Genomic DNA, 12,533 nt, shown 5'->3' on the forward strand with positions numbered 1-12,533 from the left:
TTTGACCCGGGCGGGGGGGCCAATATTTAGCGCGAGAGTTCCTGTTCGAGGGGTGCTGCAAAGTCCCACATTTTCTCTGTTTATCAACTTATAATAGCCCGTAGAGATGCCTGGTGACCTCCAGGAGCCAGGTTGAGGTTTGGTTACATAAGCAAATTATATGTAGTTATATAAAATTAAATTTGCAAAGTTTTATTAATTTAGATAAAGTGTACTTGTACTATGAGGCCTAAACGGTTGCTCCCCTTTGCGGGATCTATTGTCCTTTTGTTACTGCTCGTTGGGGTGGCGAGTGCATCATATCCAATGTTCCACTACGATCAGCAGCGGACCGGCTACGTCCCCGAAGAAGGGCCGCAGACAGATGCCCTCCTCTGGATTGCGGAGACCGCTGAATGGGCCGATGGTTCACCTGCGGTGTATAACGGAAAAGTCTTCGTCCCGACCTGGCCTGATATGAACTTCGGCGAAGCCAACCCGATGGGGCTTGTCTGCTATGACGCCGTCACCGGGGTGGAGGTCTGGACGAATGAACTTGGCGGCGTCAGCGTTGGTTCCGTCTCGGGGGTCGCCGTCGCTGACGGTTATGTCTACCTCGGCGGGACCGATGGACGTCTCTACTGCATCGATGAAGAGACGGGAGATACACTCTGGGTGAGCGATCGGATCGACACCACCGGCTATTTTGGGCTCTCGTCATCGCCTCTTGTCTACGAAGGAAAAATCTACGCCCTCTCTGCTTCAGATGGCGTGCTGCATGCCTTCGATCCTGATGGTACCGAAGCCTGGAGATTTGAAACGGGTAAGGGTGTGATCTACTTCACCTCTCCTGCAGGCTACGATGGAAAGATCTACTGCGCAGGAAACAGGAGCCAGATCTTCTGCATCGACCCTGCAGCGCAGACCGCCATCTGGAGATTTAATCAGGGGGGATCGGTAAAGTCTTCGCCGGTCATCGGAGCGGACGGAACAGTTTACTTCACCACCTCGTCGCGGTGCTACGCCCTCGACGGCAGCACAGGCACAGAGCGCTGGAACAGTTCCGTGACCGGGACGATGTCGACCCCTGTCATTGCTGACGGTTATATCTATGTAGGGGCTTATGATGGCCTCCACTGCCTGGACGCCTCGACCGGTGAGGAGGAATGGCATTTCCAGGCAAAAGAGGTAAACGTTGCACCGGTTGTTGCCGGCAACCTCGTCTACGCCGCGACAAACGAGGAGACAGGAACCCTGTATGCGGTGGACGCCGAGACCGGCGAACCGGTCTGGTCATACTCCCTCGAAGCCCCTGGCGACGGGACGTTCTCTGCGTTCTACACATCATCTCCCGCTGTATCGGGCGGTGTTCTCTACATCGGAGCCGAGAACAACCGCTTCTACGCCTTCGGGGAAGGAGAGGTACCGGAACCTGCGTTTACCGGATGGAGCGGAACTGTCAGCCTGACAGACGGCCAGACCTTCGAGGTCACGCCGTTCAACAACGAGAGTGCCGTCTACACCATCAACCGGACATCAGCGCTCGGGGCTCTCGATGCCGCCGCAACGAAAGGCGGGTTTAACTACACAATCCAGGAGACCACCTGGGGTCTGTTCCTCTATTCCATCGGCGGTATCGCCTACAACGATACTACATGGGACTCCTGGCTCTATTCGGTCAACGGGGTGCCTGCAGAGGTCGGTGCCGCCGATTACTCTCTCAAGGATGGGGATCTTGTCACCTGCTGGTATGGTCCCTGGGGTTCATCGCCAGAAACCGCCCGTGCGGCGGTCAACATTACCGTCTCCATCCCGCTGCCTCCTGCATCGGTCACCACGCTATGGAACGGGACGGTGACCTTGATAGAAGGTGAGACCTTCCAGTTCGTCCCCCCGAACAACGAAAGTGCCTCGTACACGATTAACCGCACCACTGACCTCGGGGCTCTCGATGCCGCCGCAGTTCGCGGGAACTTTACCTTCAACGCCTCCGATGCCTGGTACGCATCTTATGGGTCGTTCCTGCTCGAGGATATCGCCGGCATCGCAAACGAGGACTGGACAGAGGAGAACGCGCGGTCATGGAGCATCTTCATCAACGGTGCGGCGGCATCCGCAGGGCTCGGAGCGAACACCCTCGCAGACGGCGACAGGCTCGCCTTCTACTACTGCCCCGCGGATCCAGACACGTATGCCCCGCTCATAGACCAGGCCGATTACGCCGTCATTATCGACGTCACCCTTCGCGACTTTGCGTGGGAGGGAACTGTCAGCCTGACAGACGGCCAGACCTTCGAGGTCACGCCGTTCAACAACGAGAGTGCCGTCTACACCATCAACCGGACATCAGCGCTCGGGGCTCTCGATGCCGCCGCAACGAAAGGCGGGTTTAACTACACAATCCAGGAGACCACCTGGGGTCTGTTCCTCTACTCCATTGGCGGTATCGCCTACAACGATACTACATGGGACTCCTGGCTCTATTCGGTCAACGGGGTGCCTGCAGAGGTCGGTGCCGCCGATTACTCTCTCAGGGAGGGGGACGTCGTCACATACTGGTATGGTCCCTGGGGTTCATCGCCAGAAACCGCCCGTGCGGCAGTCAACATCACCGTCTCCATCCAGGCATCGGGTGGCGGTGGTGGCGGAGATGGCGGTGGCGGCGGCGATTCGTCACCCTCCTGGGTCAGCGTCACCCTTGCAGCGGGCACATTCAACATCACCCCTACGAACAGTGGAAAGACCTACACGGTCGATCGACAGACCGCGCTGGGGGCCCTCGATGCAACGGGGATCGCATACACCATCAACGACGCTTATTACCAGGAGTATGGCTCGCTCTTCATCGACTCCATCCGGGGCAGGGCGAACGAAGGGACCGCGGGCTGGATGTACCAGGTGAACGGTGAAAGCCCTGGCGTCGGTGCAAACGCATATGCCGTCCAGAACGGCGATGAGGTTGTCTTCTTCTGGAGCGAGAGTATGAGTTCAACCCCGGCAACCTCGCGGGATACCATCTTCATCAGGGTCGTGACCCCGGGGTCGTCGTCCGGTGGTTCCGGATCGGGTTCATCAGGAAGCGGTTCCGGCGGTTCGGGTTCCACATCGACCACCACGACCACGGGAACCGGTGAACCAGGAGAGGTCCTCTCGTTCTCCCTCGGGTTACCGGCAGGGGCCACAGTTAAACTCGGAGAATGGGGTCAGAGTTTCTCGATTGATCTCACCGCAGGAGATAGATCCACGGAACAGGTAAACGTATCAGGAAACACCGTCATCATCAACCGGGAAGGTGTAAAACTGGTCATCACCGCCCGGAACATCGATAAGAAAGGTGGCCTGGCCGCGGGCCTGGTAGAGCGTGTCACGGCATCGGTCGGCCCCGTCAGGGCCAATTTCAGCACTACGGGCGTTATCGCTGCATCAGTAAACCTAAACCTCACAGGCATCCCTGGGGACGGCCAGATCAGGATCTCCCTGAATGAGACCCCCGATGCAGAGACAGCGCGCGAATTCCATCTCGCCTCGGCAGAGAATGGCAAAGATGTCACCGCAGTTGCCTACAGCATGACCGTCACGCGGATCAACCTGGAGAACGGCAGAGATGTCGCGGGAGCGGTGATCACGATGACCATAAACCCTGCGTGGGTGGATGAGCACGGCGGTCTGGATGCCATAAGGATCGCGCGGTCTGCGGAGGACGGTACCTGCACCATACTTGATACCCGGCCAGCCGGGAGCGATGCAGATGGCAACCTGATCTTCGAAGCAGTATCTCCCAACGGTCTATCTACTTTCGGCCTTCTGGCGGTTGGGGTGGTCCCGGCCGCCGGGGCCGGAGGAGAGGAGGAGACCGGGGTGATCGCTCCGACCACCGCCCTGGGCAGTCTTGCCACCACACCAGAGATGCACAACACAGCGGCAAAGCTGCCCCTCTCATCACCGCTTCTCATTATCGGTGTGTGCACGATCCTGCTCGTGGGAGCGGCATACCTCATCATCAAGCGGAGGAGAACCTGATGAAGCGGATCGGTCTCACCCTCTTCATCCTCCTCCTCTGTGTCGTCTCGTGCGGCGCTTATCCGCTGAACACGGATGACCCCGGCATCCAGGCCTCGGTTGATTATATCCGTGGTTGCCAGAAGAGTGACGGCGGTTTCGGGGAGATCGGGCGCGAGAGCAGCCCAGGCACGACATCGTGGGTGATAATGGCAGCCGTCGCTGCTGGCGAAGATCCGCGGAACTGGGCGAACGGAGGAAACTCGACCCTTGACTACCTCCGCTCGATGAACGACGAGATCCTGGCAAAAGGAGGAACCGTAGATATCGCCCGCACCATCCTGACTCTGGTCGCGATCGGAGAGGATCCACACGCTTTTTGCGGGACTGACCACGTCACGGAACTGAAATCTCGGGTAAAACCTGATGGCCAGGCAGGAGATCACGTTTACACGACCATCTGGACGATCATAGCCCTGGCTTCGGTCGGCGAAGATACCGATTCGTCGGCCGAATGGCTGATAGCCAGGCAGAACACCGACGGTGGATTTCCCTGGACGCAGGGTGCTGAAAGCGACCCGGACGATACCGGTGCCGCGCTTGAAGCCCTCGCAGCGGCAGGCGTCTCCAGCGATGCGACTGTGGTGCAGAACGCCCTCGCCTACCTGAAAGGAATGCAGCAGGATGACGGCGGGTTCCATTACGGCGGGACGAGTGCTACAAACGCTGCCTCCGATGCCTGGGTTATCCAGGGTATCGTCGCCGCAGGAGACAACCCCGCCGAGTGGGTGGTGGGGGAGAGGGATGTGGTTGAGCACCTCCTCGGGCTCCAGAACCCAGATGGATCGTTTCGCTACACCGCCTACGTTACAGACAGTCCCTGCCGGATGACGGCAAGCGCGATACCTGCACTCCTTGGAATGCCCTACCCCATAACATCTGCACAGGTTCAGCAGCCGCAATCCTCCACCCAGGAACCACGCGCAACGACTGTTCCCCTGGCCACGACCCCAACCGCGATCCCAACCGTTACAACCGCTCCGGTGGTGATGGATAACAGCCAGAGATCCGTTACAGTAACCGATGACTTCGGGGAGATCATCACCATCCGGGGAACCCCGCAGAGGATCGTATCGCTTGCCCCATCAAACACCGAGATACTTTATGCTCTCGGGCTTGAGGACCGCGTGGTCGCCGTCACCGACTACTGCAACTACCCTCCCGAAGCGGCAGATAAACCCCAGGTCGGCGGCTACAGCACCACCAACATCGAGAAGGTGATCGCAGCGGAACCGGATCTGGTCCTCGCCGCTTTCGGGAATACCGAGGATGTTGTCAACCGTCTGCGGTCTCTGGGGCTAACTGTTGTCTCCCTCAACCCGCTGACGGTCGAAGACGTCCTGCACGACATCGAACTTGTCGGTGTGGTGACCGGCCAGGAGGAAGAGGCCTCGACGCTCGTTGGGGAACTCCAGGCCCGTGTAGAGGCGGTGACCGGGAAGACTGAGACACTGGAGGAAAAACCATCGGTCACCCATGTCGTCTGGTACGACCCGATCTGGGTCAGCGGCAGGGATACGTTCCAGGACGAGGTGATCAGGATGGCCGGGGGTGTTAACGTATTCGATCAGGTCGATGGATGGGGTATCGTCAGCCTTGAAGAGTTTATCGTCATGGATCCGGATTACATCCTGGTCAGTTCCGGAGACGGTATGAGTGAGAGGGGGCGCGATATCGTCTATGACTACTTCATGAATGAACCACGGATGCAGGAACTCACCGCAGTCAGGAACGGCCGCGTCTACGTCATCGATGCTGACGCCGTCAGCCGCGGAGGGCCGAGGATCGTGGACGCGCTGGAAGAGGTGGCGGCCATTCTCCACCCTGACCAATTTGAGACGGTCAGCCCGAAAGAGACCACCGTGGCCCGGTCGCCGGGTTTCAACGTGATCACTCTTGCCTGTGCGCTCCTTGTTCTTCTCCTGGTCCATGAAAGAGGCAGGAAGTGATGCAGCGTGCGGCAGAGTCTAACCCTTACCTTGCTTTTTGCTGTTCTTGCTGTTCTTGCTGTTCTTGCGCTCGGCAGTCTCGTCTACCCGGTTGCCGGGCAGGAGATATCCGGCAGCGAGGTCTGGCTGTCCGGGGTTGGAGACCCGGTTATGGCGGTTGCACTCTCAGAGGATGGTCTATACAGTCCTGTCATCACGGAATGGAATATCTACGTCTATGATCAGAACGCTACGGTTCTCTGGCGTTACCCGGTGTCCCATGGCGAGAGTGTGGCCATCTCATCAGACAGCGAACGCGTCGTTGCCGCCGGTGACCATCTTCTGCTGTTTGACCGGGAAGGAAACATCATATGGCGCTATAAACCGGATTCCCGCATCCGGGACGTTGCTCTCACCGCTGACGGACGGACCATCTGCACGGCAACTGATGCCGGCCTCTGTGTCTTCTCCCTGAACAAGGAGCGAACGGTCGCTAACGTCTCCTGGACGTTTGAGGCGGAAGACCGGATCAAAAGTGTATCGGTCGATGGCGGGGGTACGGGTACCGTTGCCGGCGGGGCCGCGGGTGATGTATACTTCCTCAGCGGGGATGGGCGCCTCCTCTGGACGTACAGAACGGGTAATGGCGGAATCAAGGCGGTCATCTCCCGCGACGGATCGACGGTTGCCGCAGCATCCAGCCAGCAGGTGATCCTCCTGAATCGAAACGGACAGCTCCTCTGGAAGTCTTCGGTGCCAGGGAGGATCGTCGATGTTGCGATCTCCAGAGACGGTTCGACTCTTCTCCTGGCAAACGGAGGTGTTGCAGTCTTCAACCGGAGCGGAGAGAACATATGGACGTACGCAACAGAAGAGGATATCGGGTCGGTCTCCGCTCCATCTGCGAGTATGCAATTTCTAACCGGCGCGTTCGACGGGAGTGTATCGTTCTTTGTGCTGCAACCAGAAACCATCTCATGCGGGACACCGGATGATACTTTATCTAACGCCGTCACCGCTGCCGCCGAACCATCTCAAACCAGCGTCGCACCCCCTCAGGGGCAAACAACCTCACAACAGGAGGGGATGGCACTCTCCCCGACAACGCCGGTTGCTGTGGTTGCATCTGCTGCTGCCCTGATCTGGTTGCGAAGAGAGGGACGGTAGGCCCTTGTTCTCTATGCCCACACTGAATTCTATCGGCTGCTCAACCTGGTGCCTGATGGACCGGTCACTTGAGGAGGCGCTGGATGCGATCTCCAGCCTCACAGGTTGTGCGGAGATCCTCTCTGACAGCCTTCACTCCCTCTTCGTATCTGAAGAAGCCTGCCATTCATTTGATCTGCAGTATACGGTTCACGCCCCTACAGGTGATATAAATATAGCATCCGAGAACGAGCGCCTCCGGAAGGCGGCCATCCAGGTCATCGGGGACCTCGCGGAGGTCTGTGATCGTATCGGCGCTGTGAGACTGGTCATTCATCCCGGGCACGTCTGGGAGGAGGAAAGGCGCGGTGCCGCACAACGGGCCCTCGATCGGTCGCTTGACGACCTTGCCGCGATGCAGCAGGAGGTAAACGTAAGGTTTGCCGTCGAGAACATGGGGACGTGGGATGTCTGTTTCTTCAGGGAACCGGATTTCCTCGGCCGTCTTGCCGATACTGGACTGGGTTTTGCCCTCGATGTGGGCCACGCCCACGCAAACGGCAACCTGGAAACATTCCTGGAACTGGGGGGAGCGATCCACGTTCACCTGCACGACAACTGCGGCAACCGGGATGACCACCTGGCATGCGGTGAGGGGAACATCGATTTTCGTCGCGTGCTGGCAGCCGTCCCGGCGGGCGCCACGAAAGTTCTCGAACCGGTCTCGTTTCAACAGTTCGAGCAAAGCCTCGATTACCTGGAGCGTCTCACCCCCTGAACGCTCACGGCTCCAGCCCGACCAGATTTTTCACCGCCAGAAAAAACTCCCTGAACTCCTTTGAGACGTTGGGCCCGGTTGAGGCCGGGTACGCGTCTGCGCCCTGCACGACGATCTTTTGCCCGTCTAACTCTATCTTGAGGTACCAGTAGGTGACGTCGCAGCAGGAGTGGGCGGAGAGGTACTGCGGTTCCCACTCCCTGACACCCAGGCGGTCGACGGTCTCCCGGAACCGCGCCCATTCCTCCGGGGTGGGCGTTGCCTCCATAATCACTCCTGAATAACTGCCGTTGGATGCCCATTCGTAGAGGAGCCGGCCGCCAACGAGTCTGACATAGAGGGAGGGGCCGGCGCTCCCGCCAAGGTAGAACTCAAACGCCCCCGGTGGGGCAGCATCGTGCATATTCCTTGTTATGCGATCAGCACGGCCAAATACCCGACGACCGCAACACCCATGCAGCAGATCCCGGCGTAATCAGCCCTTCCCGGAGAGAGTTCACGCACCGGTGTCTGTTTTCCCGAGTGGTAACCCCGCAGGTCAATGGTCAGCCCGAGAACCGTTGCTTTCCCCAGGGCGTTCGAGACCAGCGGGATGATGATGGGAAAGAGCCCTCTTACCTTCCCAGCAACACCCTTTCCGGGGTTGTAGGCGCGGGCGAGCTGCGCCTCGTGGATCCGTTTTGCCTCAAGCTGGAGGCTCGGGATGAACCGCCGTGCCAGGGCCGGGAGACCGGACTTTCAGAATGACTCTAACCTGAAACCGACGGAAACCTGCTCCCATATCCTGGCGTGCCACTGGGAGATCTCTCTCACCGATCAAACAGGCAGGAGGCCCACCCCTTTAGGTGGGTAGTTGACAAAATTGGGTGGGTAGTTGACAAAACCCCCACTCACCCCCGGACACCAGACGCTCAGGCGGTCTGCGGTGATACAGGCTTCTGGGGGGTCTGTCGCCCATTGCAACGATTATCAGGCCGGGGCGCAGCCTGGGGATGTTGACCTCGAATCGGGTCTCAAGACTCCTGGCAGACCGCCGGGTGCTCCACCGCATCTACCCGTGCCCCCCAGGTCCCCGTCGCGCGAGAGCCGATTGTTTCTTCTGCTGCCAGCCGCCAGAAGAGGAGAGGCACCGGCCTGGCCGGGGGGCGGCAAACCCTGTTCACCCCCTTCTCAAGGAACGGCGTGCCCGGCACTGGCGTAAGCCTCAACAAGTTGCCGGGTGGTCTCCTTCGGCTCACCTGGCCCCGGGTTGAAGCGTGCCCCATCGAGAGCGGCGATGATAGATCCTATTGCCGCCGGGTGCGAGACGCTATAGCCACCCTCGAGCACGAGGGCGAGCGCCCCATCGTATACTTCAAGAAGCATCGCGGTCAGCGCCCCGAAGTCTTCTGGCCGTAGGAGCAGCGACGCGAGCGGGTCATCAAAGAGCGCGTCCTGCCCTGCCGAGACCACCAGAGCGTCCGGTTCGAACCTTGCAAGTGCCGGGGCAAATACCCTCCGGAAGACAATGGCGTAGTCGGCGCCGGTTGAACCTGCCACAACCGGCAGGTTGATGGTATACCCGGCACCCCGGCCGGCACCCCGTTCTTCCGGCCACCCCGTTCCGGGAAAGATCCCTGCCTGGTGAACCGAGCAGTATAAAACCCGATCCGTGGTGTAAAACGCCGCCTGCGTCCCGTTCCCGTGGTGCACATCCCAGTCCACTATAGCAACCCGCTCGACCTCACGGAGCGCCTTTGCCACGGCGATAGCGATGTTGTTGAAGAGGCAGAACCCCATTGCTCGATCCGGTGTGGCGTGATGCCCCGGTGGTCGGACTAGAGCAAAACAGTGCTCACCCTCGAGCGCCCGTTCCACCGCCTGCCACGCACCCCCAGCCGCGTACAGGGCGGCGTCGAACGACCCGGCGGTGATGTAGGTGTCCGGGTCGAGGTAGAGGGCGCGTCCTGGTGGGAGAGCGCGGCAGAGCTGCCGCAGGGTCTCGATATGCCGCTCCGTGTGCACCAGGGCGAGGTCGCCGGGTGCCGCTCTCACCGGCGCGATGCAATCTGTTCCGGCCGGCACCCCGGTCAGCGCGGCATCGAGGCGTGCCTGCGACTCGGGATGGCCGGGGTCGTCGTGGCCTGAGAAGACATCACCTGTCACGACCGTGCAGGGCATGGCGGATCGATGGTGGGTTGGCGGCCCCCGATATGAATCTTATCTGCCCGGAAGATCAGGCCTTCCAGATGCGCCCCGGATGCGTTCAGGGCCGGTGCAGATGTTCATTTGCCTCATCCATGCTCCCGCTGCGGTAGCCGGCGAGGTCAAGGGTGACGTAGACAAACCCCAGCCGGCGAAACTCCGCCGCTATATCGCGGCGCACCTCAAATAGCCGTGCCATCCCATCCTCCGGCACCTCGATCCTGGCAAGGCTGCCGTGCACCCTGACCCGCACCCCTGAGAAACCACGGTCGCAGAGTGCGTCCTCGGCCGCCTCAACCCTTGCAAGCGTCTCTTCTGTTACCTCGCTACCGTAGGGGATGCGGGTGGCAAGACAGGCTGCCGCCGGTCTGTTCCAGCAGGAGAGACCGCACTCGCGAGCGATCCTCCGTATATCCTCTTTGGTTGCGCCCGCCTCGGCAAGGGGGTGACAGATCCCCTCCTCATCGCTGGCGGCAAGCCCCGGGCGGTACTCGCCAAGGTCGGAGAGGTTCGTCCCGTCTGCGATCGTCTCGATTCCCTCCAGTCTGGCAACCTCTTTGAGCAGCCGGAATGCCGCTTTCTTGCAGGTGTAACAGCGGTCAGCCCGGTTTTCCCGGAAGGTGGGGTCTGCAAGGATCGGGAACGCCACAACCTCCAGGGGAAGCCCGAGTTCCGCGGCGGTCTCTTTCGCCTTCTCGACCTCCCGCCGGGGGATGAGGGGGGAGTCCAGGAGAACACAGCGGACGCGCTCCCGACCCAGAGCCTGGACGGCCAGTGCCGCAAGAAGAGAGCTGTCGACGCCGCCGGAGAAGGCGATCAGCAGGCGTTCGTGCTTCATCAGGGCACCGATGATCATCTCCCTGCCGCACTCAGCCTCCATCGGCACACTCCCCTCACGCATCCGTGCCACACGAGCCCTCGAGCAGGTTCTCCCCGCGGATCTGTATGCAGATCTCACAGATGCGGGATGCAAGGTCTTCAACCCGGTTGTCCTTGAGGTAACGGCCAAGCCGGCTTAGCGGGCCTCTTGCATCGCCCTCAAAGACGATCCGGTAACCGCGTTTACCGGTGCGGTAATGGGAGATTGCCGGGGGCGTCATCTCCAGGAGGCGGGCGGCCTCCATCCGGGAGACCCCGAGAGCAATGAACTCTTCCGCGATTGCGGCACGAAGTGCAGGCAGAACGTTCCATACAACCGACTGGCAGGGAAGTTTCATGATACCATAACTCGTAGTTGTTCGAGAGTACCACCAGTGATGTTAACAATTGTTAATCTGCCTCCAGGAGAAGAAATACCTTTGTGCATGGTTCGGGTGAGGTGAGGATATGAGGCTCAGCGTGAAGGCATTTGCCAGGTTCAGGGAGATCCTGGGGAGTGAGTTCTCTATCGATCTCCCGGACGGAGCGCAGATGGAAGCGGTTCTCGCCGTCCTCAGGGAACGTGCCGGTGACGAGGCCGTTGCGGTCTTCGATGAGACGGGGAGACTCCGGCCGCATGTCATACTGATGCTGAACGGGAAACGGGCAAACAGGAACGATATCGGGTCTCTCGCCCTTGAGGATGGAGACGAGATTGCCCTCTTCCCGCCGGTTGCTGGAGGATGATGAACCTTTTTCCCCGGCCGGAGATATGTGTTCGATAGCCATGAACGACGACCTCAAGGCTGCTGTCATCGAGCAGTGCCGGAAGATGGAGATCCCCCTCGTCAGGGTCGCGAACACTGAGCGATGGGAGAACCCGCCGTTCCTCCCCTGGATGCCGGAAGACTTCTACCCCCAATCGATCTTTCCCGGCGCGCGCTCGGTGATCGTGATCGGCCTGCCGATCCACCTCCCGGTGATCGAGACCGCACCCTCGATCTACTACCACGAACTCTATAGAACCGTAAACACCCTGCTTGACCAGTACACCTACCGGCTTGCTTCCTTCCTCAACGACCGTGGCCACCCCTCGGTCTTCGTCCCGCGGGACGGTTATGGAAGCATCGAGGTGCTCCTGAAGAACCCGGTGGCATTCTTCTCACACCGCCACGCCGCTTTCCTCGCCGGGCTTGGAACTTTCGGCGTGAACAACACCATCCTCACGCCGGAATACGGCCCGCGTGTCCGGTTTGCCTCCGTTATCACCACAGCTGAGATCCCGGCCGATCCGCTGTTTCCGGAAGACCTTTGCACCCGTTGCATGCTCTGTGTCCACTCCTGCCCCGTGGGTGCGCTCGATGAACTGGACTACCCCGACGGTCTGACCGACAGCGCGGCCTGTGCTGCAAACAGCGCCCGACTCGGCCGCCGCCACACCTCCCCCTGCGGGATCTGCATCAGGGTCTGCCCGGTGGGAGAGGATCGGCGGCACTACGCTCGCAGCGCTGCTGCTGAAGATCCACGTCATCTCCGGGCCAGGGAGCACGTGCAGAAGTATGGTGGGCTTTAGCGCCCCCGCCAACGAGGCAGTCCGCGGG

The 12,533-nt window shown here is 60.1% G+C and carries 10 protein-coding genes and 1 pseudogene; 6 read left to right on the top strand and 5 right to left on the bottom strand.

What is annotated here, in order from left to right; genetic code table 11:
• Nucleotides 1–306: 306 nt before the first annotated feature.
• From R6Y96_RS02730 to R6Y96_RS02745, 4 genes are read left to right on the top strand one after another with little or no spacing between them, the layout of a single operon-like run.
• Nucleotides 307–3,999, top strand: a complete 3,693-nt coding sequence (locus tag R6Y96_RS02730) for a DUF4430 domain-containing protein (protein ID WP_318621992.1) — start codon at nucleotides 307–309, stop codon at nucleotides 3,997–3,999.
• A complete protein-coding gene (locus tag R6Y96_RS02735; protein ID WP_318621993.1) occupies nucleotides 3,999–5,987 on the top strand; it encodes a helical backbone metal receptor in 1,989 nt (662 codons plus the stop codon). Before R6Y96_RS02730 ends, R6Y96_RS02735 begins: the two co-directional genes overlap by 1 nt.
• 30 nt (nucleotides 5,988–6,017) lie before the next feature.
• Nucleotides 6,018–7,133: a WD40 repeat domain-containing protein gene (locus tag R6Y96_RS02740; protein ID WP_318621994.1), complete on the top strand. Its 1,116-nt coding sequence runs from the start codon at nucleotides 6,018–6,020 to the stop codon at nucleotides 7,131–7,133.
• A gap of 55 nt (nucleotides 7,134–7,188) precedes the next feature.
• A complete protein-coding gene (locus tag R6Y96_RS02745) occupies nucleotides 7,189–7,890 on the top strand; it encodes a sugar phosphate isomerase/epimerase family protein (RefSeq protein WP_318621995.1) in 702 nt (233 codons plus the stop codon).
• Nucleotides 7,891–7,894: 4 nt separating this feature from the next.
• On the opposite strand, the gene R6Y96_RS02750 is transcribed toward R6Y96_RS02745, so the two are convergent.
• From R6Y96_RS02750 to R6Y96_RS02770, 5 genes and pseudogenes are all read right to left on the bottom strand, one after another.
• Nucleotides 7,895–8,293: a hypothetical protein gene (locus R6Y96_RS02750; RefSeq protein ID WP_214022627.1), complete on the bottom strand. Its 399-nt coding sequence runs from the start codon at nucleotides 8,291–8,293 to the stop codon at nucleotides 7,895–7,897.
• A gap of 122 nt (nucleotides 8,294–8,415) precedes the next feature.
• A pseudogene (locus tag R6Y96_RS02755) lies at nucleotides 8,416–8,610 on the bottom strand (energy-coupling factor transporter transmembrane component T); the annotation flags it as partial.
• Between the two features lie 450 nt (nucleotides 8,611–9,060).
• Nucleotides 9,061–10,050: a histone deacetylase family protein gene (locus R6Y96_RS02760; protein WP_318621996.1), complete on the bottom strand. Its 990-nt coding sequence runs from the start codon at nucleotides 10,048–10,050 to the stop codon at nucleotides 9,061–9,063.
• A gap of 85 nt (nucleotides 10,051–10,135) precedes the next feature.
• The gene (gene larE, locus R6Y96_RS02765) at nucleotides 10,136–10,975 is read right to left on the bottom strand and encodes an ATP-dependent sacrificial sulfur transferase LarE (RefSeq protein ID WP_318622467.1); all 840 of its coding nucleotides are present in this window, start codon (nucleotides 10,973–10,975) and stop codon (nucleotides 10,136–10,138) included.
• On the bottom strand, nucleotides 10,968–11,291 hold the full coding sequence (locus R6Y96_RS02770; protein WP_318621997.1) for a transcriptional regulator: 324 nt from the start codon (nucleotides 11,289–11,291) through the stop codon (nucleotides 10,968–10,970). Before R6Y96_RS02770 ends, larE begins: the two co-directional genes overlap by 8 nt.
• A 109-nt stretch (nucleotides 11,292–11,400) precedes the next feature.
• Here R6Y96_RS02770 and R6Y96_RS02775 point away from each other — a divergent pair, with 109 nt between their 5' ends.
• Both R6Y96_RS02775 and R6Y96_RS02780 read left to right on the top strand, forming a co-directional pair.
• Entirely contained in the window at nucleotides 11,401–11,679 is a 279-nt protein-coding gene (locus R6Y96_RS02775; RefSeq protein WP_214022456.1) for a ubiquitin-like small modifier protein 1, read from the top strand.
• Nucleotides 11,680–11,704: 25 nt separating this feature from the next.
• Nucleotides 11,705–12,505: a 4Fe-4S binding protein gene (locus tag R6Y96_RS02780; protein ID WP_404810323.1), complete on the top strand. Its 801-nt coding sequence runs from the start codon at nucleotides 11,705–11,707 to the stop codon at nucleotides 12,503–12,505.
• The last annotated feature ends 28 nt before the right edge of the window (nucleotides 12,506–12,533 follow it).

Origin of the sequence: Methanoculleus receptaculi, from assembly GCF_033472595.1 — an archaeon.
Classification (GTDB): domain Archaea; phylum Halobacteriota; class Methanomicrobia; order Methanomicrobiales; family Methanoculleaceae; genus Methanoculleus; species Methanoculleus receptaculi.